Raw genomic sequence first — 24,298 nt, 5'->3', positions numbered from 1 at the left:
GATTAACGTACCTTCAGCGTTGCCAGGCCAATCAGCACCAGCATCAGCGAAATAATCCAGAAGCGCACGATCACGCGCGGCTCCGGCCAGCCTTTCAATTCATAGTGATGGTGAATCGGTGCCATGCGGAAAATGCGTTGTCCGCGCAGCTTGAACGACCCCACCTGGAGGATCACTGACAGCGTCTCTACCACGAACACGCCACCCATGATCACCAGCAAAAATTCCTGACGCAGCAACACCGCGATGGTTCCGAGCGCGCCACCCAGCGCCAGCGAACCGACATCACCCATAAAAACTTGCGCCGGATAGGTGTTGAACCACAGGAAACCGAGGCCTGCACCGACAATCGCGGTACACACGATCACCAGTTCCCCCGCATGACGCAGATAAGGGATATGCAGATACTCAGCAAACTTCACGTTACCGGTCGCCCAGGCGACCAGCGCAAAGCCGGCAGCGACGAACACGGTCGGCATGATTGCCAAACCATCCAGACCGTCGGTCAGGTTGACGGCGTTCCCCGTCCCCACAATCACAAAGTAAGCCAGCAGAATGTAAAACAGCCCCAGCTGCGGCATGATGTCTTTGAAGAACGGCACCACCAGCTCTGTCGCCGGGGTGTCTTTACCCGCCAGGTAGAGCGCGAACGCCACACCGAGCGAAATCACCGACATCCAGAAGTATTTCCAGCGGGCGATTAACCCTTTGGTGTCTTTGCGTACCACTTTGCGGTAATCATCGACAAAGCCAATCACACCGAATCCAACCAGTACCACCAATACGCACCAGACATACGGGTTGGACGGATACGCCCACATCAACACCGATACAGTGATGGAAGTGAGAATCATCAGACCGCCCATTGTCGGGGTGCCGCGCTTACTGAAGTGCGACTCAGGGCCATCGTTACGTACTACCTGACCAATTTGCAGCTTTTGCAGCCAGGCAATCAGGCGTGGGCCCATCCACAGAGAGAGGAACAGAGCGGTCAGCAGGCTGACAATGGCGCGAAACGTCAAATAGGAAAAGACGTTAAAGCCTGAATAAAGTGCGACCAGATGCTCGGCCAGCCAAACTAACATGTTCCTTTCTCCTGTAAGCTCTGTACTACCTGCTCCATGGCGGCACTACGCGAACCTTTAATCAAAATCGTTAACTCCTGATGTTCGGACAATAACGTCCGTAAACGTTCAATCAGCGCGGCTTTGCTGGCGAAATGTTCGCCATTGCCACTGTTTTCACTGATCAACTGACTAAAGCGTCCGGTGCTCAGTACACAATCAATTCCAGCGGCTTTCGCCGCCTCGCCGACCTGACGGTGACAGGACTCCGTCTCATCACCAAGTTCCGCCATATCGCCGACCACCATGACGCGATAGCCCGGCATATCGCCCAGCACCTGCGCGGCAGCAGTCATCGATCCCACATTGGCGTTGTAGCTATCATCAATCAGCAGTTGATGCTCAGCCAGACGAACCGGGAAGAGGCGGCCTGGAACAGGCTGTAATTTCGTCAGACCTGCCTGAATTGCGCTGAGAGGTGCATCTACCGACAGTGCCAACGCGGCTGCGGCCAGGGCGTTGGCAATATTGTGGCGGCCCGGCAGCGGTAGCGTCACCGCGATATCACCGCGCGGGGTGTGCAGCGTGAATGCGGTGGCATCGGCGCGCAGTTGGATATCGCTGGCACCAAACTCCACCTCAGCTTGCGGTTGTGGTGAAAAACGCCACAAGGTTTTACCCGACAGCAACGGTTGCCAGTTCGCCAGATCATTGCTGTCGGCGTTGATAATGGCCGTGCCATGCTCTGGTAAGCCACCAAAAATCTCACCTTTGGCTTTGGCGACACCGGCAAGCGAACCGAAACCTTCCAGATGCGCTGCGGCAAGGTTATTCACCAGCGCCGTCTCCGGGCGTGTTAAATCGGTGGTATAGGCAATCTCGCCCTGGTGGTTCGCACCCAGCTCAATCACCGCGTAGTCATGGTCTTTGGTCAGACGCAGCAGCGTCATCGGCACGCCGAAGTCATTATTCAGGTTACCGGCGGTATACAGCGTCTCACCACACTCGCGCAGAATCGCTGCGGTCATCTCTTTAACCGAGGTTTTGCCGGACGAGCCGGTCAACGCGACCACACGGGCTTTTGCCTGTTGGCGCACCCAGGCAGCCAGTTGACCAAAAGCGATACGGGTGTCGGTCACCACGACCTGCGGTACCGCCACAGGCAAGTGCTTACTTACCAGCAACGCTTGCGCGCCACTGGCGATCGCATCGCCGACAAAGTCGTGTGCATCAAAGCGTTCACCCACCAGGGCGACAAACAGGCATCCTGCTGTCACTTTTCGGGTATCAGTGACCACGTCGTTGACGGTTGCATCGCTACCGTACAACGTACCGCCACTGACGTTCGCCAGTGTGTCGAGGGAAATCGGGATCATGCCATCACCCCCAGTAAACGGGCGACCGTGTCGCGGTCGGAATAGTCCAGGCGGCGATTGCCGACGATCTGATAATCTTCGTGCCCTTTACCTGCCACCAGCACGATATCCTCGGCTTTGGCTTGCATAATGGCGTTGGTGACCGCCTGCGCCCGCCCCGCTACCACGCGCGCGCGGCCAGGGTCGAGCAATCCGGTCAAGATGTCATTCACGATTGCCTGCGGATCTTCACTACGTGGGTTGTCATCGGTGATCACCACCACGTCAGCAAACTGTTCAGCAATCGCCCCCATCAGCGGGCGCTTGCCTTTATCGCGATCGCCACCACAACCAAACAGGCACCATAACTGACCTTTACAGTGCAGGCGCGCTGCTTCCAGCGCTTTCTCCAGCGCATCTGGCGTATGGGCGTAATCAACCACTACCGTAGGTTTTTCCGGCGCACTAAACACTTCCATGCGACCTGTGACCGGCAGTAACTGCGATGCGCTGCTGACCAGGGCATCCAGTGGGTATTCCAGCGACAGCAGCGTTGCCAAAGCCAGCAACAGGTTGCTAACGTTAAAAGCCCCCATCAGGCGGCTGTCAAACTCGCCATCACCCCAACTGGAGCTGAAGCGGATATGCGCCCCGCCATCGTGATAGTTTACGGCGGTGGCTTTCAGCCAGCGGCCATGACAACCGGGTTGCAGGTTATCCGCCATGGTGACGGCAACGGCATCCGGCAGGTTTGCCAGCCAACGACGTCCAACCTCGTCATCCGCGTTGATAATCGCCGCACCAACATGGTGTTCAGAGAACAACAACCATTTGGCCGCTTCGTAGCTTTGCATATCACCGTGATAATCGAGGTGATCGCGACTCAGATTGGTAAACACCGCAGCAGCAAACGGCAGAGCAGCAACACGATGCTGTACCAGGCCATGCGACGACACTTCCATCGCCGCCAGCGTTGCGCCCTGGCCTACCAGGTCGTGCAGGACATGCTGAACATCCACGGCGGAACCGGTGGTATTTTCCGTCGGTGCCAGTTGGCCATACAGACCATTACCCACCGTCCCCATCACCGCGCCCGTCTCGCCCAGCAGATTGGCCCACTGCGCGATCAATTGGGTGGTGGTGGTTTTGCCGTTGGTGCCGGTGACACCAATTAATTTCAGTTTTTCAGCAGGTTGCTGATAAAAGCGTCCAGCCAGTGCCGAGAGACGCTGCGGCAACTGCGCCAGATAGATAACCGGGACACCATGTATCTCGCGGATATCTCCATCGCTGGCTTCACCTTCGGCTTCGGCAATCACTGCCGCCACGCCCTGGGCAATAGCCTGCGGAATAAATCGACGTCCATCAGCATGATGGCCCGCCACGGCGATAAACAGATCGCCAGAAGCCGCAGAGCGGCTATCCAGTGTCATGTCACGGAGTGGACGCGCCGGCGCGCCCGGCACCCAAGGGGCCAGTAAGTCGCGCAGGTTACGATCTGTCACTTGATTCCTCACTCTGGCTCTTCACCAAATCGTTCTTATCATTTACCGGTAGCGCATCGGGTTCGATGTTCATGGTACGCAGTACGCCGCCCATGATGGCACCAAACACCGGTGCGGAGACCGCACCACCATAATATTTACCGGCCTGGGGATCGTTGATCACCACCACCAAAGCAAAACGAGGATGACTGGCAGGCGCTACGCCTGCGGTGTAAGCAATGTATTTATTGACGTAGCGTCCATCGGGACCGACTTTCTTCGCAGTACCGGTTTTGATCGCAATGCGATAGCCCTTGATGGCGGCCTTAACGCCACCGCCACCCGGCAGAGCAACGCTTTCCATCATATGCACCACGGTTTTCACCAGGTCTTCCGGGAAAACACGTTCACCGGCAACCGGTGGATCAACCTTGGTAATCGACAGCGGACGATAGACGCCATAGCTGCCAATGGTTGCGTAGACTCGCGCTAACTGTAACGGCGTTACCATTAGCCCGTAGCCGAAAGAGAAGGTGGCCCTCTCTATGTCAGACCACCGTTGTTTTTGAGGATATAAGCCACTGCTTTCTCCGACCAACCCCAAATTGGTCGCCTTACCCAGCCCAAAGCGCGCGTAAGTGTCTACGAGTGCTGAGGACGGCATCGCTAACGCCAGACGTGAAACCCCGACGTTACTCGACTTCTGTAGGACCCCGGTCAGGGTCAATTCGTTGTAGCGCGCCACATCTTTGATCTCATGACCATTGATACGATAAGGCACGGTATTCAGTACGCTGTTTTCTTTCACCACGCCGCGTTGCAGGGCAGTCATCACCACCATCGGCTTAACGGTGGAGCCAGGCTCGAAGATGTCGGTAATAGCGCGGTTACGCATCACATCTTTTGGCGTGTTGGCAAGGTTGTTCGGGTTATAGGCCGGGCTGTTAGCCATCGCCAGCACTTCACCGGTGTTAACGTCCACCAACACCGCAGAACCCGATTCGGCTTTGTTAAAGGCCACCGCGTTATTCAGTTCGCGATACACCAGCGCCTGCAAACGTTCATCAATGCTCAGCGTCAGGTTATGGGCAGCACGGCTATCCACCGAGGAGATATCTTCAATCACGCGACCGTAACGATCTTTACGCACCGTACGTTCGCCAGGTTCACCGGTCAGCCATTTGTCGAAGCTTTTTTCTGTGCCTTCAATGCCCTGACCGTCGATATTGGTAAAGCCAATCAGGTGGGCAGTAACCTGACCAGCCGGATAGTAGCGGCGAGACTCTTCACGCAGATAGATACCGGGAAGCTTGAGTTTTTTGACATATTCGCCGATCGCCGGGTTCACCTGACGTGCCAGATAAACAAAACGCCCTTTCGGGTTGGCGTTGATGCGTGAGGCGAGTTGATCGAGCGGGATCGACAGCGCATCCGACAGCGCTTTCCAGCGGCTATCGACAGAAACGCCGCCGTGTTCATTCAGTTCTTTCGGATCGGCCCAGATGGCGTTCACCGGCACGCTGACCGCCAACGGACGCCCGGCGCGATCGCTGATCATGCCACGCGCGGTAGGGACTGCCTGCACACGCAGTGAACGCAAATCCCCTTCTTTCACCAGTTTGTCAGGATTAATCACCTGCAACCAGGCAACACGCGATAACAGGCCACCCAGCGCCAGTAAAATACAGCCGCACAGCAACGCAAAACGCCAGCTTACAAAGCTGGCCTTATCTTCCGGTTTTTTTAACTTCAGCGTTTTGCTTGCGCCGCTCATCAGGTTCTGAGATTCCTTATTGCTGCACCACAATGTTTTCCTGTGAAGGATCGACATGCTGCATTTGCAATTTCTCGGTTGCGATTCGTTCTACCCGGCTGTGATCGCCGAGTGCGTTCTCTTCCAGAATCAGGTTGCGCCACTCGATATCCAAGGCATCACGCTCCAGCACCAACTGTTCACGTTCTGCCGTCAGACGACGCGTCTTATGCGTGGTCGTGACCACCAGCATCGCGGAAATCAGGACCGCCACCAGCAACAGCACCGGAATCTTGCCAAAACGCAGCAGATCGCCACCAATGACACCGGGCAGGCTATGACGCTCGTTTCCGATCATGACGCTGTCCTTTCAGCAATACGCAGCACCGAACTGCGTGCGCGTGGGTTATCAGCGACTTCGGCATCGCCCGGCACCAGCTTGCCAAGCGTTTTCAGTTCCCGACCACCCAACGCCTTCAACTGCGTTTCGGTCATTGGGATACCTGCCGGTACTTGCGGACCACGACTCTGATCGCGCATAAAGCGTTTCACCAGGCGATCCTCCAGTGAGTGGAAGCTGATCACGGACAATCTGCCGCCAGGTGCCAGTACTGACAACGCCCCTTTCAGCGCGGTGTCGATCTCTTCCAGCTCACTGTTGATCCAGATACGAATCGCCTGAAAACTGCGGGTCGCCGGATGCTTGAATTTATCTTTTACCGGTGTTGCCGCAGCGATCACTTCAGCCAACTCTTTGGTGCGCGTCATCGGCTGCTCGCGGTTGCGCTCGACAATCGCCCGGGCAATGCGCTTGGCAAAACGTTCCTCACCGTAGGTCTTCAGCACAAAAGCGATATCGGCTTCTTCAGCGCTGAGTAACCATTCCGACGCTGACTGGCCACGCGTCGGGTCCATGCGCATGTCCAACGGCCCATCACGCATGAAAGAGAAACCACGTTCTGCGTCATCCAACTGCGGCGATGACACGCCTAAATCGAGTAAAACGCCGTCGATCTTGCCGGTCAGCCCGCGCTCGGTTACGTATTCCGCCAGTGCCGAAAACGGCCCATGCACGATCGAGAAGCGCGGATCTTTTATCTCAGCGGCTGCGGCTATGGCTTGCGGATCGCGATCAATCGCCAGTAGCTGCCCGTTCGCGCCAAGTTGCGAAAGGATCAATCTGGAGTGACCACCGCGACCAAAAGTGCCGTCAATGTATATGCCGTCTTCCCTGATATTGAGAGCGTTTACCGCCTCATCCAGCAGCACTGTGGTGTGTTTGAAATTTTCCTGCATAGCTATAGCGACAAGTCCTGCAACCGCTCAGATAAAGGTTCCTGAGCTGACTGTTCTGCGTCAATATCATCCTTAACTTGTTGATACCAGGTCTGTTCATCCCACAGTTCAAACTTGTTGAACTGGCCGACCAGCATCACTTCTTTCGTCAGGCTCGCATGTTGGCGAAGGGTATTTGCCAACAACAAGCGGCCTGCATTATCCATCTGACACTCACTGGCATGCCCCAACAGCAGACGCTGCACGCGACGCTCGGCGGGGTTCATGCTGGATAAGCGAGACAGCTTTTTCTCAATGATTTCCCATTCGGGCAGGGTATAAAGCAGCAGGCAGGGCTGATGGAGGTCGATGGTGCAAACCATTTGACCCTGAGACTCTGCGATCAGCAATTCACGATAGCGTGTTGGTACGGCCAGCCGCCCTTTGCTGTCGAGATTGACTAACGTTGCCCCACGGAACATGCCAGCCTCACCCCTCAGATACCCTTTTTCACCACTTTACCCCACATTTTACCACGAAAAGAGTTTACGGAGCCGATGAAATCCTTGTCAAGCCGCAACGGCGAGTGAATATCACTCTTTACAGCGGGTGAAATAATTCAAAGAAGAGTGGAAGAAGACGATGAATGGCAAAATAAAAATTAACCTGATGAATAATGGAATAAAAATTTTCGCGTCATGAAAAATGGCGAAAAATAAAGCGCGTTGCCCCGTTAAGATAAATATCCCGCGTTATGCGACAGCGGCTGCATTTTAGGGGATTTCCGAAAAGAAGCCCAGCACCATCGCGACAGCTCTGCTACCCGCTGCTGCCGAAGATGTAAACAAATAAGAAAAGCCAGGCAGTTTAATTTGTTAGCAAATCAGGTGAAAATTTACGCTTTTTTACCTGAATGATGGCAGGGAAAATTAACCGGCTGGTTAATAAAGTGGGGCATCACGCCACCCCACCGATTCATTTTGTCCGACGGCTTAATTGACCACGGCGAAATAAATTACGTCGAATTCGGGTTAAACCCGGCTTCGGTTTTCGGGGTTCATCCAGTGACGCCAAAACAAGTTCAAGCACGCGTTCCGCAACATCTCGATGACGCTGCCCTACGGCCAGTACCGGACACTCAAGGAAATCCAGCAATTCGTGGTCGCCAAAGGTGGCAATCGCCAGGTCGGTTGGCAGACGCCCGTCACGTTTCAGCGTCACATCCATCACCCCCTGTAACAGACCAAATGAGGTGGTGAACAACGCCTCTGGCATAGGATGATCTTCCAGATATTTCTCAAACAACGCCGCGGCAGCCGTGCGTTCAAAGCTATTGCAGTAGATATAATCGATTGGGCGCTCGTCGCCTTTCCACGCCTCACGGAAACCCATTTCGCGCAGGAAGCTCACCGACAGCTCCGGCAGCGCGCCAAGGAACAGGACGTTTTTCACCGGCAGCTGACGCAATTCAGCGGCCAGTTGCTGGGCATCATCCTGATCGGCACCGACCACACTGGTAAAATGTTCACGATCCAGCGCACGGTCCAGCGCAATGATCGGCAGCGGATCGTTGATCCAGCGCTGATAAAACGGGTGTTCCGGCGGTAGTGAAGTAGAAACAATGATCGCATCAACCTGACGCTGCAAAAGATGTTCAATGCAGCGCATCTCGTTATCAGGCTGATCTTCAGAACAGGCGATCAGCAGCTGATATCCACGCTGCCGCGCCTGGCGTTCAAGGTAATTGGCAATGCGCGTATAGCTGGTGTTTTCCAGATCGGGGATCACCAGCCCAATGGAACGGGTACGCCCGGCGCGCAGGCCCGCCGCGACGGCATTCGGGTGATAATTGTACTCACGCACCACCGCCATCACTTTCTCGACGGTTTTGTCGCTGACACGATATTGCCGCGCTTTGCCATTGATCACATAGCTGGCCGTAGTGCGCGACACGCCAGCCAGGCGCGCGATTTCATCCAGTTTCACGATGACACCTTAATTCCTGATAAGCCCTGTGGCGAAAATGCCCGCAGAGTAGCTAAGGGTAAAACATTTGTAACATCTAACCGCAGAAAACTACGCTGAGCAACCGCTTTTATCCGTCAGCTTGTTCAAGCGCATAAAATAAAAAAACCCGGCATTACGCCGGGTTAGCATCGTGACTGTCTGTTACTGAAGGTGATTAACGCATGATGCGATCGCCGCGCGATACACCAACGATACCGGAACGCGCCACTTCAACAATTTCCGCTACGTCACGGACAGTGTTAAGAAACGCATCCAGCTTGTCGCTGGTGCCTGCCAGCTGAACCGTGTACAGCGTTGGCGTCACGTCGATGATCTGCCCACGGAAAATTTCCGCGCTGCGTTTCACTTCTTCGCGGCCATAGCCGGTCGCCTGGATTTTCACCAGCATGATTTCACGTTCAACGTAGGCACCCTGCCCCAGCTCGCTGACACGTAACACGTCAACTAACTTGTGCAGTTGTTTCTCAATCTGCTCCAGCACCTTTTCATCGCCGACGGTTTGAATCGTCATACGTGACAGGGTGGGATCGTCAGTTGGCGCTACCGTCAGGCTTTCAATGTTGTAGCCGCGTTGCGAAAACAGGCCAACCACGCGGGACAATGCGCCGGATTCGTTCTCCAGCAGTACCGATAAAATACGACGCATAATTATGTCCTCTCCGTTTTGCTCAACCACATCTCGTCCATACCGCCACCACGAATCTGCATCGGGTAAACGTGCTCGCTGCCATCAACCGTCACATCTACAAACACCAGTCGCCCTTTCGCCAGGGTTTCCAGTGCCTGGGTCAGCTTCTCTTCCAACTCGGCCGGATGCTGAATCGCGATACCAACGTGACCATAGGCTTCCGCCAGGCGTACGAAGTCCGGCAAGGACTCCATGTAAGATTGTGAATGGCGGCCAGAGTAGATCATGTCCTGCCACTGCTTCACCATGCCGAGGAAGCGGTTGTTGAGGTTCAGTACCAGCACCGGCAAATCATATTGCAGCGCGGTCGACAGTTCCTGAATGTTCATCTGGATACTGCCGTCACCGGTGACACAGATTACGGTTTCTTCCGGCAGCGCCATCTTCACACCCAACGCCGCAGGCAGGCCAAAGCCCATGGTGCCCAAACCACCGGAGTTGATCCAGCGACGGGGTTTGTCGAACTGATAATACAGCGCTGCGAACATCTGGTGCTGGCCCACGTCCGAGGTGACGTAAGCATCGCCTTTGGTCAAACGCCAGATGGTTTCGATCACTGCCTGCGGTTTGATTTTATCGCTGGTGCGATCAAATTCGAGGCATTTGCGACCACGCCAGCCATCAATGGTCTGCCACCAGTCGCGCAGGCTGTCGAGCTCCTGCTTCACCTCGGTCTGCGCCAGCAGTTCCAGCATCTGGGTCAGCGTCTGTTTCGCATCACCGACGATCGGAATGTCTGCGGCAACGGTCTTGGAAATCGAGGTTGGGTCAACGTCGATATGCATCACCGTGGCATTCGGGCAATACTTCGCCAGATTGTTGGTGGTACGGTCATCAAAACGCACGCCGATACCGAAAATCAGGTCAGCGTTATGCATGGTCATGTTGGCTTCATAAGTACCGTGCATACCCAGCATACCCACGCACTGACGATGCGTTCCAGGGAAAGCACCCAGCCCCATCAGTGAGGTCGTCACCGGGATGTTGAGCTTTTCCGCCAGTTGCAGCAATTCGGCTTCGCAACCCGAGGTAATAGCACCGCCACCGACATACATCACTGGCTTATGGGCCGCCAGCAGGGTTTGCAGCGCGCGCTTAATCTGCCCCTTATGACCCTGAATAGTTGGGTTATAAGAACGCATGCTGACCGACTCTGGCCAGACATAAGGCAGCTTATTCGCCGGGTTCAGGATATCTTTCGGCAGGTCAATCACCACCGGGCCCGGGCGGCCACTTTTTGCCAGCCAGAACGCTTTTTTGATGACGGTTGGGATCTCTTCGGTGCTTTTGACCAGGAAGCTGTGCTTCACCACCGGGCGGGAAATCCCCACCATGTCGCACTCCTGGAAGGCGTCATAGCCGATCAGTGACGACGGCACCTGACCCGACAGAACCACCATCGGAATCGAGTCCATATAAGCAGTGGCGATGCCGGTAATGGCATTGGTGGCGCCAGGACCGGAAGTCACCAGCACGACACCCACTTCGCCGGTAGCACGCGCCAGGCCGTCAGCCATGTGCACCGCGCCTTGTTCGTGGCGAACTAATACGTGGTCGATACCGCCGACCGTTTGCAGAGCGTCGTAAATATCGAGCACCGCTCCACCCGGATAACCGAATACCTGCTTAACGCCCTGATCGATTAACGAACGGACGACCATTTCGGCTCCTGACAACATCTCCATTTTCTGCCTCCAGGCTTGAGGGACGGAATCCACGGACGTTCGCTTTCCAGCCGCGTCAGTGACATCCTGCCCCGGATTCGCCAATTAAGATCAAAACCTTATGTTTATGCTCAGAAGACGAAATTCATTTCCGCCTTCCAGGTACAGGGAATCTACTTGAGTTCATTCTTTTGAGAGTAGGTCGATTACCATAACCGCAGAAAACCCGGCAGGCAAACGTCCATCCCTCTCAGCCCCGCTTCTTTCCACCTCAAAGGCACTAAGGCGTGATAATTGCCCGCGAGGATTAAACTAATCCCAGCACAGAACAGCAGATGATAATGCTGGTTCGGTAATTATTTACAGCGAGTTATAAGAAATACACGATGCATATTTTGCAACATTCCAGCCCACAATCTTACCCGGCAATTAATTCCTGGCGTGATTATCTTTAAAATCCTTATCTGACGTGAGATTCGTCTAAACAACCGCTGCGCCATTGTTTTGCCACCAGGCAAACAAACCCGATAAAATAAATCAAAATCAACAACTTAAAATAAATACTCATTTTTAAAACATTTTTGCAAGTGATCAAAATCGCCAGCGACGCGTTAATATTTGTTTTTCCTCTGAACAAGCGAATAATCCCAGCAGATCCACCTTGAGCACCTTGAGAAATAACCTTTCACTTATGGTTGACATCAGCGGCCTTTCTCAGTATCAATATGTGCAGCACTCAATTTACGAGGTTTGATCCATGTCCCGTTCTTTCCGTCTACTTGGTCTACTACTAATCGCATCCCCATTGCGCGGTAGACTCGTGGGCGGAATCAACAACTGATTCGAACCTGCAGAAAGTTTAAGAAAACCCGCGCCAATGCGCGGGTTTTTTTATGCTCGTAGCACCGGCGAAGTTAATGCATAAGGAAGATTACGATGAGCCAGCAAGTTATTATTTTCGATACCACTCTGCGCGATGGCGAGCAGGCGTTACAGGCCAGCCTGAGTGTTAAAGAAAAATTGCAGATTGCCCTGGCGCTGGAACGTATGGGCGTAGACGTAATGGAAGTCGGTTTCCCAGTCTCTTCTCCGGGCGACTTTGAATCCGTTCAGACCATTGCACGCACCATCAAGAACAGCCGCGTCTGTGGCCTGGCACGTTGCGTTGAGAAAGATATCGACGCCGCTTACGAATCTCTGCGCGTTGCAGAAGCGTTCCGTATCCATACCTTTATCGCCACCTCGCCGATGCATATCGCCACTAAGTTGCGCAGTACGCTGCCTGAGGTGATTGAGCGTGCGGTGCATATGATTAAGCGTGCGCGTAACTACACCAACGACGTGGAATTCTCCTGCGAAGACGGTGGCCGTACACCGATTGATGACCTGTGCCGCATGGTGGAAGCCGCGATTAATGCTGGCGCCACCACCATTAACATCCCGGACACCGTGGGTTACACCCTGCCGCACGAATACGCCAACATCATCAGCCAGCTGATCAATCGCGTGCCGAATATTGATAAAGCGATTCTGTCTGTGCATACCCACGATGACCTGGGCATGGCCACCGGCAACGCAATTGCAGCGGTGATGGCCGGTGCACGTCAGGTTGAGGGAACGCTGAACGGCCTGGGCGAACGTGCCGGTAACTGTGCACTGGAAGAGGTGATCATGGCGATCAAAACCCGCCAGCAGATCATGAACGTGCACACCAATATCAAACATCAGGAAATCTACCGCACCAGCCAGACCGTCAGCCAGATCTGCAACATGCCGATCCCGGCCAACAAAGCGGTGGTCGGTTCGAATGCCTTCGCCCACTCGTCCGGCATCCACCAGGATGGCGTGCTGAAAAACCGCGAAAACTACGAAATCCTGACGCCGGAATCGATCGGTCTGCATAAAATCCAGCTCAACCTGACCTCACGTTCAGGCCGTGCCGCGGTGAAACACCGTATGGAAGAGATGGGCTACAAAGAGACCGACTACAACCTGGATACCCTGTACGACGCCTTCCTGAAGCTGGCGGATAAGAAAGGTCAGGTGTTCGATTACGATCTGGAAGCGCTGGCCTTCATCAACAAACAGAATGAAGAACCGGAACATTTCCAGCTGAAAGAATTCAACGTGCAGACCGGCTCCAGCGTGACCGCCACTGCATCTGTTCAGCTGGGCTGTGGTGAAGAGATCAAATCTGACGCCGCCACCGGTAACGGTCCGGTCGACGCCGTCTATCAGGCGATTAACCGTATCACCGGCTTTGAAGCGGAGCTGGTGAACTACAAACTGACCGCCAAAGGCCACGGCGAGAACGCCCTGGGTCAGGTTGATATCGTGGTCAACTACAACGGTCGCAAATTCCACGGCGTGGGCCTGGCGACCGATATCGTCGAATCCTCCGCCAAAGCGATGGTCAACGCCCTGAACAATATCTGGCGTGCCAAACAGGTGGAAAAAGAATTGCAGCGCAAATTTAAAGAGCAAAAGGAAACGGTGTAACTATGACTAAGTCTTTTCATATCGCGGTAATGCCGGGCGACGGAATCGGCCCGGAAGTGATGGCGCAGGCCATGAAAGTTCTGGACGCGATTCGTGCGCGTTTCGACATGCGTATCACCACCAGCGAATATGATGTTGGCGGTATCGCCATCGATCGTCACGGCGAACCGCTGCCACCTGCCTCTGTTGCCGGTGCCGAGCAGGCCGATGCCATTCTGTTTGGTTCCGTGGGTGGTCCGAAGTGGGAACACCTGCCGCCCGCACAGCAACCGGAGCGTGGCGCACTGCTGCCACTGCGTAAACACTTTAAACTGTTCAGCAACCTGCGTCCGGCAGCGCTGTATAAAGGTCTGGAAGCCTTCTGCCCGTTGCGCAGCGACATCGCCGCGCGTGGCTTCGATATCCTGTGCGTACGTGAGCTGACTGGCGGTATCTACTTTGGTCAGCCGAAAGGCCGTGAAGGCAGCGGCCCACACGAACGCGCATTCGACACCGAGGTGTATCACCGTTTTGAGATCGAACGTATTGCCCGCATTGCGTTTGAATCTGCGCGCAAACGCCGCAACAAAGTGACCTCAATCGATAAAGCCAACGTGTTGCAGACCTCCGTGATGTGGCGTGAGATCGTCAACGAAGTGGCGAAAGATTACCCGGATGTGCAACTGAGCCATATGTACATCGACAACGCCACCATGCAGCTGATTAAAGACCCATCACAGTTCGACGTGCTGCTGTGTTCAAACCTGTTTGGCGACATTCTCTCTGATGAATGCGCGATGATTACCGGTTCAATGGGCATGCTGCCGTCAGCCAGCCTGAACGAAGAAGGTTTCGGCCTGTACGAGCCAGCGGGTGGTTCAGCCCCGGATATCGCGGGTCAGAATATTGCCAACCCGGTAGCTCAGATCCTCTCGTTGTCCCTGCTGCTGCGCTATAGCCTGAACGCCACTGAGGCTGCCGACAGCATTGAGCGCGCGATCAACCGTGCGCTGGAAGCGGGTCATCGCACCCGTGATTTGGCCGGTGACGGTCAGTCCGTGAGCACCGATGAAATGGGCAGCATCATTGCCCGCTTCATCACCGAGGAAAAATAAAAAAATGAAAAGCTTATACCAGAAGTTATTTGATGCACATGTCGTCCACGAAGCACCGAACGAAACCCCGTTACTGTACATCGATCGTCATTTGATCCATGAAGTCACGTCACCGCAGGCCTTTGATGGCCTGCGCGCTCACGGTCGCAAAGTCCGTCAGCCGTCGAAGACCTTCGCTACTATGGACCATAACGTCTCCACCCAGACCAAAGACATCAATGCGTCGGGCGAGATGGCACGTATTCAGATGCAGGAACTGATCAAGAACTGCGCTGAATTCGGTATCCAGTTGTATGACCTGAACCACCCATTCCAGGGCATCGTCCACGTCATCGGTCCGGAACAGGGTATGACCCTGCCGGGTATGACCATCGTCTGTGGTGATTCCCACACCGCGACTCACGGTGCTTTTGGTTCACTGGCGTTCGGTATCGGCACCTCTGAAGTGGAGCATGTGTTTGCCACCCAGACCCTGAAACAGGGCCGTGCCAAAACCATGAAGATTGAAGTGCTGGGTGAAGCCGCACCGGGCATCACCGCGAAAGATATCGTGTTGGCGATCATCGGTAAAACCGGCAGCGCCGGCGGCACCGGTCATGTGGTGGAGTTCTGTGGCCCGGCGATTGAAGCGCTGACCATGGAAGGCCGTATGACGCTGTGCAACATGGCAATTGAAATGGGTGCCAAAGCGGGCCTGGTCGCGCCGGATGACACCACCTTTAATTACCTGAAAGACAAACAATTCGCACCGAAGGGCGAGCAGTGGGAACAGGCTGTTGCCTACTGGCGCACCCTGAAATCCGACAGCGATGCGAAATTCGATACCGTGGTGACGCTGAACGCCGCCGATATCGCCCCGCAGGTGACCTGGGGCACCAACCCGGGCCAGGTGATGGCAGTTGACCAGGCAATCCCGAACCCGGCCTCGTTCGCCGATCCGGTTGAACGCGCCTCTGCCGAAAAAGCGCTGGCCTACATGGATCTGCAACCGGGTATCAAACTGACCGACGTGGCGATCGATAAAGTGTTTATCGGTTCCTGCACCAACTCACGTATCGAAGACCTGCGTGCTGCTGCCGCGATCGCCAAAGGCCGCCATGTAGCGCCTGGTGTGGTTGCGATGGTGGTACCGGGTTCTGGTCCGGTAAAAGCGCAAGCGGAAGCGGAAGGTCTGGACAAGATTTTCCTCGAAGCCGGTTTTGAATGGCGTCTGCCAGGTTGTTCCATGTGCCTGGCGATGAACAATGACCGTCTGAATCCGGGTGAGCGCTGTGCTTCCACCAGTAACCGTAACTTTGAAGGTCGTCAGGGCCGTGGTGGACGTACCCACCTGGTCAGCCCGGCGATGGCCGCTGCGGCGGCGGTGACGGGCCGTTTTGCCGATATTCGTGAACTGACTCAGGGAGCTTAAGCCATGGCGAAGAAATTTACTCAGCACAGCGGAATCGTAGCCCCGCTGGATGCCGCGAATGTTGATACCGATGCCATCATTCCTAAGCAGTTCCTGCAAAAGGTAACTCGCACCGGCTTTGGTGCACACCTGTTCCACGACTGGCGTTTTGATGATGATGCAGGCACCGTACCGACCGCCAGCTTCGTGCTGAACAAGCCGGAATACAAAGGCACCAGCATTTTGCTGGCGCGTGAAAACTTTGGCTGTGGCTCCTCGCGTGAGCACGCACCCTGGGCACTGACCGATTTCGGTTTCCAGGTGGTGATTGCACCCAGCTTTGCGGATATCTTCTACGGTAACAGCTTCAACAACCAGTTGCTGCCGGTGAAGTTAAGCGATGAAGAAGTTGATGAGATGTTTAAGCTGGTCGCAAGCCATCCAGGCATCAGCTTTATCGTGGATCTGGAAGCCCAGACCGTGACTGCTGGCGACAAAACCTATAACTTCGAAATCGACAGCTTCCGTCGCCACTGCATGATTAACGGACTCGACAGCATTGGCCTGACGCTGCAACACGAAGCGTCCATCGCCGACTACGAGACGAATCAGCCCGCGTTTTTACGTTAAAATAGCGCGATTAATCGTGCCGCTACAGCCGTAGCGGCGCGATTTATTGCGCGCAGTTACACATCCCGCACCCGCGAAGCCAGCCCCAACGCCAGCACTGCTAACCCTAGCGCCAGCCAGTACACCGACTCATGGCCGAACTGTTCACTCAGCGCCCCCTGAATCAAACCCGCCACAATCATTCCGGTAGAGATCGAGGTGGTAAACATGGTGGTAGCCGCGCCAGCACGTCCCGGCATCAGATCCTGGAACCACAACATACCGATTCCGGCAACAATCCCGATAAACGCAGCATTGAACAGCTGCAACACCATCAGCGCGGTACGTGACTGGAACAGACCCAGCCCGAGATAAAACACCATTGCGGCCACCAGCGCCACCTGCACCAGCCGACGTTTACCGAAGCGACGTGCATAATGCCCGGCCAGCAACATAATCGGGATCTCCAGCCCGGCCGCCGTTCCCATCAACAGGCCAGCCAGCTTTTCCGGCAAACCGAGCGTGGAGCTGATATAGAGCGGCATATCAATGATATACATCACGTTGCAGGTCCACATTATCACCGAGGCGATAAACAGCAGACGCACCTGGCTGTCTTTCCACGGACTCAGTTGTGTCAACACCTGCTCGGGAGACACGATCACACGCGGCACCGACGGCAGGGTGCGCCAGATCAGCAGCAGGCTTAACAAAAAGATCACCGCCGCCACGCAAAACAGCGTCACAAAGCCATAGTTCAATGCCAGCGCGAACGATAACGGCGGGCCGATCACCCACGCCAGCGACAACTGCGCACGCATGACCGAACTGAACATCACCACTTCGCGGGCGGAACGGTCAGCATACTCACGCGCCAACGCAAAAATTTGCGGCACTGCCACGCTGGCCAATGCCGACAGCAGCACGCCCAACGTAATCAACGTCAGATAATGACGGGTAAAGGCAAACAACAGCGAATTACACACCGCCATCAGGCAACAAAACATAATCAGGTGGCGGCGATCGCCATGGTTGTCGGAACGTTTCGCCACCAGCAGGCTGATGACAATCCCGGCAATCGCGTTGACGGTAAAGAACAACCCAACCCAGAACGGCCTGACCTGCACTTCACGCGTCAGGAACAGGCTCAGCGTCGGTGCCTGCAAAGCACCGGCCACGCCAACCATAAAGGAGACGGCCATAAAAGCCAGATAAACCGGGTTGAGGAACGGCTTACGCGTTAACAGCGATTTCATGCAGAAATCCCTTTGCGGATTCAATCGGGGAAAAAAATGAGGGTAGAAGATTCCACAGCAAGACGAAAAAAGCCAGCAGAGAACACACTGCTGGCGGTGAAATTGCACCCTACTCAGAAAAGGTTCTACGTCGGCAGAACCGCTGGCAGAGCGCCATTCATGACTGAATGCCTCCCGCTCTTCCATTGGGGTCTACTATGCCTCTAATATAGGGCAAGAAAAACTGAGCGATTACGCGGCGGAGTTCCCCTTTTATGTCCTCTTCACGTCTACAACAGCAATTTATCCGCCTGTGGCAAAGCTGCCAGGGCCAGGATCAGGAAACCACCCTGAGCGAACTGGCGGAATTGCTGCACTGCTCGCGACGTCATATGCGCAACCTGTTGAATGCCATGCAGGATGCGGGTTGGTTAATCTGGCAGGCCGAAGCCGGACGGGGTAAACGTTCAACGCTGAGTTTTTGTTATACCGGGCTGGCATTGCAGCAGCAGCGCGCCGAAGATTTGCTGGAGCAGGATCGCATCGAACAACTGGTGCAATTGGTAGGCGACAAAAATCAGGTACGCCAAATGATTGCTTCTCACCTCGGCCGCAGCTTCCGCCAGGGTAAGCATATTCTGCGCGTCCTCTATTATCGCCCGCTTCCCAACCTGCTACCCGGTTCCCCGTTGCGTCGCTCCGAAACCCATTTAGCGCGGCAAATCTTCAGTGGTCTGACACGGATAAATGAGGAAAAGGGGGAAATTGAACCCGATATTGCCCATCACTGGCAACAAACATCGCTGCTGCACTGGCGCTTTTTCCTGCGACCCGCGATTCGTTTTCACCACGGTCGTGAACTGGAGATGGAGGATGTCATCAGCTCGTTGGATCGTCTGCGTACCCAACCGCTGTTCTCCCATATTGCCAAACTTCACTCCCCTGCCCCCTGGACGCTGGATATTCAACTGACTCAACCCGATAACTGGCTACCGTGGTTGCTTGGCAGCGTCAGCGCGATGATCTTGCCGCGCGAGTGGCAAACGGTTCGCGATTTCGCCCGTCAGCCGATTGGCACCGGCCCCTACAGCGTGGTGCGCAACCAGCAAAGCCAACTTAAAATTGCCGCTTTTGATGACTACTTCGGCTACCGCGCGTTGATTGATGATGTCTCAATCTGGGTATTACCGGAAATCAGCGACGAACTGGTGTATGCCGGAGTGAAGTTGCAGGGCGAAACCGCCGATGAAAAATCGGAGGAGAGCCGCCTGGAAGAGGGTTGCTATTTTCTGCTGTATGACCAACGTTCAGAGCAGGGACGCGATGCCCATTTCCGCCGCTGGGTCAGCTATCTGTTTAACCCTATCGCCCTGCTGAACAACGCCGGGGTAGGGTATCAACGCTACTGGTTCCCGGCCTATGGCTTGATTCCTCGCTGGCACCACCGCCGCGACTTAACCCCAGTCAGCAAACCACAGCATCTCACCCAACTGACCATCAGCTGGTACAGCCATCATGTTGAGCATGAAGGGATCGCCAATGCGCTGCGCCCACTGCTGGCGCAGCAGGGCGTAGAGTTAATCACCCGTGAACTGAGTTACGAAGCATGGTTTAACGGTGAAGGCGAAAGCGATATCTGGCTTGGCAGTGTCAACTTCACCCTGCCGCTGGATTACTCGCTGTTCGCTCAATTGTATGAGCTGCCGCTGATGCAGCAATGCATCCCAATAGACTGGCAAAGCGCGGCTGAACGCTGGCGCGAAAAAACGCTACCGCTGGCGGAATGGAGCAAGCAACTGGTGGACAGTGACTACCTGCATCCGCTGTTTCATCACTGGTTGCTGCTGGAAGGCCAGCGCAGTATGCGTGGTGTGCGCATGAATACCCTTGGCTGGTTTGACTTTAAATCCGCCTGGTTTGCCCCGCCGGAGCTGTGAACCTTTCGCCCTGAGCCGGAAATGACTAGAATGAGCCGTTCTCAACGGGGTGCCCTGCATTACAGGGGCTGAGAGAGACCCGTCGAACCTGATCCGGTTAATACCGGCGTAGGGATTTGAGATGCCTCACTGCTCAGATCCTTTGCGACTCAACCTTATCTTCTCCTCAAGGAGCGCAAAGTGTTTAAAAAAGTTCTGCCCGTGCTGCTGCTGATTTCTGCCCCAGCGCTGGCTGCCAAACCGGTACTGACCGTCTACACCTACGATTCATTCTCTGCCGATTGGGGACCCGGTCCGGCAGTAAAAAAAGCCTTTGAAGCCCAGTGCGGCTGTGAGCTGAAATATGTCGCGCTCGAAGATGGCGTGTCGCTGCTCAATCGTGTCCGTATGGAAGGCAAAAACAGCAAAGCGGATATCGTGCTGGGCCTCGATAACAATCTGGTGCAGGCGGCAGAAAAAACCGGCCTGTTTGCCAAAAGCCAGGTGGATACCGGCGCACTCCAACTGCCAGATGGCTGGCACAACGACACCTTTATCCCGTTCGACTATGGCTACTTCGCCTTTGTCTATGACAAAAACAAACTGAAGAACCCGCCCAAAAGTCTGAAAGAGTTGGTAGAAAGCCCTGAAAAATGGCGCGTGATCTATGAAGATCCACGTACCAGCACCCCCGGACTTGGCCTGCTGCTGTGGATGCAAAAGGTGTATGGCGACAAAGCGCCGGAAGCCTGGCAAAAACTGGCGCAAAAAACCGTCACCGTCACCAAAGGCTGGAGTGAAGCTTATGGCCTGTTCCTGAAAGGTGAAGGCGATCTGGTGCTGAGTTACACCACCTCCCCGGCTTATCACATCATTGAAGAGAAGAAAGAAAACTACGCGGCAGCGCCGTTCAGCGAAGGCCATTACATGCAGGTTGAAGTGGCGGCACAGCTCGCCAGCAGCAAACAACCAAAACTGGCGCAGCAATTTATGCAGTTTATGGTATCCCCGGCCTTCCAGCAGACCATCCCGACCGGCAACTGGATGTATCCGGTGATTAAAAGCGAGTTGCCTGCCGGTTATCAGACGCTAAACGTACCGCAAACGGCGCTGCAATATAGCCCGACTGAGGTTGCCGACCATCGCGCCGACTGGATAAGTGCATGGCAACGCGCCGTCAGCCGTTAATTCCCGGCTGGCTGCTGCCCGGCAGTTTCACCGCGCTCTTGTTATGCGCGGTGGCGCTGCTGGCGTTTGGTGCGCTGTTGATGTCAGCCCCCATCGGTGACTGGCGTGGCCTGCTCACCGATGACTATCTGCATCACGTACTGGCTTTCTCCTTCTGGCAGGCGTTACTGTCGGCGCTGTTCTCAGTCATCCCCGCGATCCCGCTGGCGCGCGCCCTGTACCGTCGACGTTTTCCCGGACGTAACCTGCTGTTACGCCTGTGCGCCATGACGCTGGTGCTACCGGTGCTGGTGGCAATATTCGGCCTGCTGAGCGTCTATGGTCGCAGCGGCTGGCTGGCCCAGCTGTGCAGCCTGGTAGGTATCGATTATCACTTCTCACCCTATGGGTTGCAGGGCATTCTGCTGGCACATGTGTTCTTCAATCTGCCGCTGGCCACGCGCATGCTGTTGCAGTCGCTGGAAAGCATCCCGGGCGAGCAACGTCAGCTGGCGGCGCAGCTCGGCCTGCGCAGTTGGAACCTGTTCCGCTTACTCGAATGGCCGTGGCTGCGGCGGCAGATTTTGCCCACCGCCGCGCTGATTTTTATGCTGTGCTTTGCCAGTTTTGCCACCGTGCTGGCACTGGGCGGTGGCCCGCAGGCCACCACGCTGGAGCTGGCAATTTTTCAGGCGCTGAGTTTTGACTACGATCCCGGTCGCGCGGCCCTGCTGGCGCTGCTGCAACTGGGCTGCTGCCTGCTGCTGGTGTTGCTGAGCCAGCGCTTCAGCCAAGCTATTCCGAGCGGAAGTCAGCAGATACGCGGCTGGCGCGATCCCCAGGATAGCTGGCGCGCGCGCCTCAGCGATGGCTTATTGATCGGTTTAGCCTTGTTGTTGTTGCTCCCGCCTTTGCTGGCGGTAGTGACTGATGGCCTGCGTGGCGGCGTCGCCGGGGCGATTCAACAACCGGCCTTGTGGCAGGCCACCTTTACCTCATTACGCATTGCCATCGGAGCAGGCGTGTTGTGTGTCATTCTTACCCTGATGCTGTTATGGAGCAGCCGTGAACTGCGCCTGCGTCATCACACTATCCCGGCGCAAGCAATGGAACTGAGTGGCATGTTGATTCTGGCAATGCCAGGCATCGTATTGGCGAGCGGTTTTTTCCTGCTGTTCAACGCCACCGTTGGCCTGCCGCAATCCGCCGACGGGCTGGTGATCTTCACGAACGCACTGATCGCCATCCCCTATGCCATGAAAGTGCTGGAGAACCCGATGCGCGATCTCAGCGCGCGTTACAATCAGTTATGCGCCTCGCTGGGTATGCAGGGGTTGAACCGCCTGCGCCTGCTTGAACTGCGCGCACTGAAACGTCCGATTGCCCAGGCGCTGGCCTTTGCCTGCGTGTTGTCGATTGGCGATTTTGGCGTGGTGGCATTGTTTGGCAGCGCGGATTTCCGCACGTTGCCATTCTATCTGTTCCAGCAAATTGGCGCCTATCGCGGCGAGGACGGCGCGGTCACCGCGTTGCTGTTGCTGCTGCTGTGCCTGCTCCTGTTTACCCTGATGGAAAAATTGCCAGGTCGTCATGCTGACACTGAATAACCTCACCTACCTGTACCAGCATCTGCCGATGCGCTTCCAGTTTAGTGCGCAAGCCGGCGAACGGCTGGCGATCCTGGGTCCGAGCGGAGCCGGGAAAAGTACCCTGCTTAGCCTGATTGGCGGCTTTTTGCCGGTCAGCAGCGGCAGTTTATGGTTGAACGGCGAAGAGCATACCGCCAGCGTCCCCGCCGCGCGCCCGGTGTCGATGTTATTCCAGGAGAACAACCTGTTTCCGCACCTGACGGTGCAGCAGAATCTGGGACTGGGGCTACATCCGGGCTTAAAACTCACCGCTGACCAGAAACAGCAGGTGCTTGAGATCGCCGGGCAGACCGGGCTTCAGGAGATGCTACAGCGCCTGCCGGGACAGCTCTCCGGCGGCCAACGCCAACGCGTAGCGCTGGCGCGCTGTCTGCTGCGCAATCAGCCGATTCTATTGTTGGATGAACCTTTTTCTGCACTCGATCCGGCGTTGCGTCAGGAGATGCTGCAACTGGTGCATAGCGTCTGCGTCGCGCGTAACATCACGCTGCTGATGGTGTCGCATAGTCTGGAAGATGCGCGGCAAATCGCGTCGCGCAGTCTGGTGGTGGTTGATGGGCGGATTTACTGGGATGGCAGCACGGAAGACCTGCTCAATGGCAGAACCCCCGCCGCCGCCATTCTCGGCGTGGCACAACGTTAAGCGAAGAACACCTTCCACAGCAGATGACGGAACACCGGCATCATTGGGTGGAACTGGATAGCAATAAACGCTGCCACGCCGACCACTGCGGCCAACGGTGCCAGCCAGCGTAAACGCGCCGCCGGTAGATACGCCGTTGCCCAGTCGATATTTTTGCCACTGCGCCACCAACGCCAGCACAGCCAGAACCCCAGCCATACCAGCAACGCCACCAGCGCCAGCAGCCAGGTAAAGTGGCTGCCTTGTGCGGCCTGCGGCACATCAATCGCCACCCCGGCGAGGATACCGGGCATCAGATACAGCGGTGGCCAGAGGATGCAGCCAATAATGTTCGGTGGCAGGAATTTGCGCACCGGTAACTCCAGCATCCCAGCCGCCAGCGGAATCAAGGGACGCGTCGGGCCGACAAAGCGCCCAACCAGAATGGTAAACATGCTGTGCTGATGCAGCGCATGCTCGGTCTTATCCAGCAAACCACGATACTTCTGTAAATATTTCCAGCGATGCAGTGGCCCCTGGAATCTCCAGCCAATGCCATAGGAAACCCAGTCGCCAATCAGGCAACCGACCAGCCCGGCAGCCCAGGCCGGATAGAGACCAATCTGGCCGCTGCCGACCAGCGCGCCCAGACTTGCCATCAACACCGTGCCCGGCAGCAGCAATCCTACGAAGGCCAGCGACTCAAGAAACGTCACCAGCGCGACAGCAAACAATGCCCATTCCAGAGATTGCGTAAAAAGATGTTGTACCCAGGCTTCCATAAATATCCTCTGCGGAATATGAAG

20 protein-coding genes and 1 riboswitch are annotated in these 24,298 nt (G+C 55.6%); of the genes, 8 read left to right on the top strand and 12 right to left on the bottom strand.

The annotated features are described in order from the left end of the window. Positions 1 to 2: 2 nt before the first annotated feature. The 10 genes from mraY to ilvI all read right to left on the bottom strand — a co-directional run bounded on the left by mraY (position 3) and on the right by ilvI (position 11,332). Positions 3 to 1,085: a phospho-N-acetylmuramoyl-pentapeptide-transferase gene (gene mraY / locus AC6I8T_RS03560; RefSeq protein WP_013507854.1), complete on the bottom strand. Its 1,083-nt coding sequence runs from the start codon at positions 1,083 to 1,085 to the stop codon at positions 3 to 5. Next, positions 1,079 to 2,440, bottom strand: coding sequence for a UDP-N-acetylmuramoyl-tripeptide--D-alanyl-D-alanine ligase (gene murF / locus AC6I8T_RS03555; RefSeq protein WP_208724779.1), 1,362 nt, complete (start codon positions 2,438 to 2,440; stop codon positions 1,079 to 1,081). Before murF ends, mraY begins: the two co-directional genes overlap by 7 nt. Beyond that, positions 2,437 to 3,924: a UDP-N-acetylmuramoyl-L-alanyl-D-glutamate--2,6-diaminopimelate ligase gene (gene murE, locus AC6I8T_RS03550; RefSeq protein WP_021184742.1), complete on the bottom strand. Its 1,488-nt coding sequence runs from the start codon at positions 3,922 to 3,924 to the stop codon at positions 2,437 to 2,439. Before murE ends, murF begins: the two co-directional genes overlap by 4 nt. After that, complete coding sequence (locus AC6I8T_RS03545) at positions 3,911 to 5,677, bottom strand: peptidoglycan glycosyltransferase FtsI (protein WP_208724778.1); 1,767 nt, start codon at positions 5,675 to 5,677, stop codon at positions 3,911 to 3,913. Before AC6I8T_RS03545 ends, murE begins: the two co-directional genes overlap by 14 nt. A gap of 16 nt (positions 5,678 to 5,693) precedes the next feature. Next, on the bottom strand, positions 5,694 to 6,014 hold the full coding sequence (gene ftsL / locus AC6I8T_RS03540; RefSeq protein ID WP_021184744.1) for a cell division protein FtsL: 321 nt from the start codon (positions 6,012 to 6,014) through the stop codon (positions 5,694 to 5,696). Continuing rightward, entirely contained in the window at positions 6,011 to 6,952 is a 942-nt protein-coding gene (gene rsmH, locus AC6I8T_RS03535; protein WP_208724777.1) for a 16S rRNA (cytosine(1402)-N(4))-methyltransferase RsmH, read from the bottom strand. Before rsmH ends, ftsL begins: the two co-directional genes overlap by 4 nt. Positions 6,953 to 6,954: 2 nt before the next feature. Continuing rightward, positions 6,955 to 7,413 carry a division/cell wall cluster transcriptional repressor MraZ gene (gene mraZ, locus AC6I8T_RS03530; protein ID WP_021184747.1) on the bottom strand — a complete coding sequence of 153 codons (459 nt, stop codon included), beginning with the start codon at positions 7,411 to 7,413 and terminating at the stop codon, positions 6,955 to 6,957. A gap of 493 nt (positions 7,414 to 7,906) precedes the next feature. Continuing rightward, positions 7,907 to 8,917, bottom strand: coding sequence for a catabolite repressor/activator (cra, locus tag AC6I8T_RS03525; protein WP_021184748.1), 1,011 nt, complete (start codon positions 8,915 to 8,917; stop codon positions 7,907 to 7,909). A 196-nt stretch (positions 8,918 to 9,113) separates the two neighbouring features. Then, positions 9,114 to 9,605, bottom strand: a complete 492-nt coding sequence (gene ilvN, locus AC6I8T_RS03520; protein ID WP_021184749.1) for an acetolactate synthase small subunit — start codon at positions 9,603 to 9,605, stop codon at positions 9,114 to 9,116. Between the two features lie 2 nt (positions 9,606 to 9,607). Continuing rightward, a complete protein-coding gene (ilvI, locus tag AC6I8T_RS03515; RefSeq protein WP_021184750.1) occupies positions 9,608 to 11,332 on the bottom strand; it encodes an acetolactate synthase 3 large subunit in 1,725 nt (574 codons plus the stop codon). A 915-nt stretch (positions 11,333 to 12,247) separates the two neighbouring features. Here ilvI and leuA point away from each other — a divergent pair. Genes leuA through leuD form a run of 4 tightly spaced genes read left to right on the top strand, consistent with a single transcriptional unit; the run spans position 12,248 to position 16,924 of the window. Continuing rightward, complete coding sequence (gene leuA, locus AC6I8T_RS03510; RefSeq protein WP_021184752.1) at positions 12,248 to 13,810, top strand: 2-isopropylmalate synthase; 1,563 nt, start codon at positions 12,248 to 12,250, stop codon at positions 13,808 to 13,810. Between the two features lie 2 nt (positions 13,811 to 13,812). Next, positions 13,813 to 14,904, top strand: coding sequence for a 3-isopropylmalate dehydrogenase (gene leuB / locus AC6I8T_RS03505; RefSeq protein WP_021184753.1), 1,092 nt, complete (start codon positions 13,813 to 13,815; stop codon positions 14,902 to 14,904). Positions 14,905 to 14,908: 4 nt separating this feature from the next. Beyond that, positions 14,909 to 16,315 (top strand): 3-isopropylmalate dehydratase large subunit, encoded by a 1,407-nt coding sequence (gene leuC, locus AC6I8T_RS03500; RefSeq protein WP_021184754.1) that lies wholly within the window; start codon positions 14,909 to 14,911, stop codon positions 16,313 to 16,315. Between the two features lie 3 nt (positions 16,316 to 16,318). Next, complete coding sequence (gene leuD, locus AC6I8T_RS03495; protein ID WP_497833507.1) at positions 16,319 to 16,924, top strand: 3-isopropylmalate dehydratase small subunit; 606 nt, start codon at positions 16,319 to 16,321, stop codon at positions 16,922 to 16,924. A 56-nt stretch (positions 16,925 to 16,980) separates the two neighbouring features. Here leuD and AC6I8T_RS03490 read toward each other — a convergent pair whose 3' ends face one another. Next, positions 16,981 to 18,159, bottom strand: coding sequence for an MFS transporter (locus AC6I8T_RS03490; protein WP_208724776.1), 1,179 nt, complete (start codon positions 18,157 to 18,159; stop codon positions 16,981 to 16,983). A gap of 254 nt (positions 18,160 to 18,413) precedes the next feature. On the opposite strand from AC6I8T_RS03490, the gene sgrR reads away from it, so the two are divergent. From sgrR to thiQ, 4 genes are all read left to right on the top strand, one after another. After that, entirely contained in the window at positions 18,414 to 20,075 is a 1,662-nt protein-coding gene (sgrR, locus tag AC6I8T_RS03485) for an HTH-type transcriptional regulator SgrR (RefSeq protein WP_208724775.1), read from the top strand. 35 nt (positions 20,076 to 20,110) lie between these two features. After that, positions 20,111 to 20,208: riboswitch (TPP riboswitch) on the top strand. Positions 20,209 to 20,255: 47 nt separating this feature from the next. Further along, on the top strand, positions 20,256 to 21,242 hold the full coding sequence (thiB, locus tag AC6I8T_RS03480; protein WP_208724774.1) for a thiamine ABC transporter substrate binding subunit: 987 nt from the start codon (positions 20,256 to 20,258) through the stop codon (positions 21,240 to 21,242). Next, entirely contained in the window at positions 21,218 to 22,828 is a 1,611-nt protein-coding gene (gene thiP / locus AC6I8T_RS03475) for a thiamine/thiamine pyrophosphate ABC transporter permease ThiP (protein WP_208724773.1), read from the top strand. Before thiB ends, thiP begins: the two co-directional genes overlap by 25 nt. Beyond that, positions 22,812 to 23,513 (top strand): thiamine ABC transporter ATP-binding protein ThiQ, encoded by a 702-nt coding sequence (gene thiQ, locus AC6I8T_RS03470; protein WP_208724772.1) that lies wholly within the window; start codon positions 22,812 to 22,814, stop codon positions 23,511 to 23,513. The genes thiP and thiQ overlap by 17 nt, the downstream gene beginning before the upstream one ends. Here thiQ and AC6I8T_RS03465 read toward each other — a convergent pair. Further along, a complete protein-coding gene (locus AC6I8T_RS03465) occupies positions 23,510 to 24,274 on the bottom strand; it encodes a DedA family protein (RefSeq protein ID WP_021184761.1) in 765 nt (254 codons plus the stop codon). The two genes, thiQ and AC6I8T_RS03465, sit on opposite strands and share 4 nt — an antisense overlap. Positions 24,275 to 24,298 lie beyond the last annotated feature (24 nt).

The organism is Pantoea sp. X-Soil-OKNW-556 (genome assembly GCF_059730695.1).
The sequence above is the reverse complement of the archived record's forward strand: the minus strand, read 5'-3'. Positions and strand labels throughout refer to the sequence as shown.

Coding starts and splice junctions, on each gene's coding strand:
- ilvI (WP_021184750.1), bottom strand. CDS start 11,332: ATGGAGATGTTGTCAGGAGCCGAAATGGTCGTCCGTTCGTTAATCGAT.
- ftsL (WP_021184744.1), bottom strand. CDS start 6,014: ATGATCGGAAACGAGCGTCATAGCCTGCCCGGTGTCATTGGTGGCGAT.
- leuD (WP_497833507.1), top strand. CDS start 16,319: ATGGCGAAGAAATTTACTCAGCACAGCGGAATCGTAGCCCCGCTGGAT.
- mraY (WP_013507854.1), bottom strand. CDS start 1,085: ATGTTAGTTTGGCTGGCCGAGCATCTGGTCGCACTTTATTCAGGCTTT.
- sgrR (WP_208724775.1), top strand. CDS start 18,414: ATGTCCTCTTCACGTCTACAACAGCAATTTATCCGCCTGTGGCAAAGC.
- AC6I8T_RS03545 (WP_208724778.1), bottom strand. CDS start 5,677: ATGAGCGGCGCAAGCAAAACGCTGAAGTTAAAAAAACCGGAAGATAAG.
- leuC (WP_021184754.1), top strand. CDS start 14,909: ATGAAAAGCTTATACCAGAAGTTATTTGATGCACATGTCGTCCACGAA.
- thiQ (WP_208724772.1), top strand. CDS start 22,812: ATGCTGACACTGAATAACCTCACCTACCTGTACCAGCATCTGCCGATG.
- rsmH (WP_208724777.1), bottom strand. CDS start 6,952: ATGCAGGAAAATTTCAAACACACCACAGTGCTGCTGGATGAGGCGGTA.
- thiP (WP_208724773.1), top strand. CDS start 21,218: ATGGCAACGCGCCGTCAGCCGTTAATTCCCGGCTGGCTGCTGCCCGGC.
- leuA (WP_021184752.1), top strand. CDS start 12,248: ATGAGCCAGCAAGTTATTATTTTCGATACCACTCTGCGCGATGGCGAG.
- leuB (WP_021184753.1), top strand. CDS start 13,813: ATGACTAAGTCTTTTCATATCGCGGTAATGCCGGGCGACGGAATCGGC.
- murF (WP_208724779.1), bottom strand. CDS start 2,440: ATGATCCCGATTTCCCTCGACACACTGGCGAACGTCAGTGGCGGTACG.
- AC6I8T_RS03465 (WP_021184761.1), bottom strand. CDS start 24,274: ATGGAAGCCTGGGTACAACATCTTTTTACGCAATCTCTGGAATGGGCA.
- ilvN (WP_021184749.1), bottom strand. CDS start 9,605: ATGCGTCGTATTTTATCGGTACTGCTGGAGAACGAATCCGGCGCATTG.
- mraZ (WP_021184747.1), bottom strand. CDS start 7,413: ATGTTCCGTGGGGCAACGTTAGTCAATCTCGACAGCAAAGGGCGGCTG.
- AC6I8T_RS03490 (WP_208724776.1), bottom strand. CDS start 18,159: ATGAAATCGCTGTTAACGCGTAAGCCGTTCCTCAACCCGGTTTATCTG.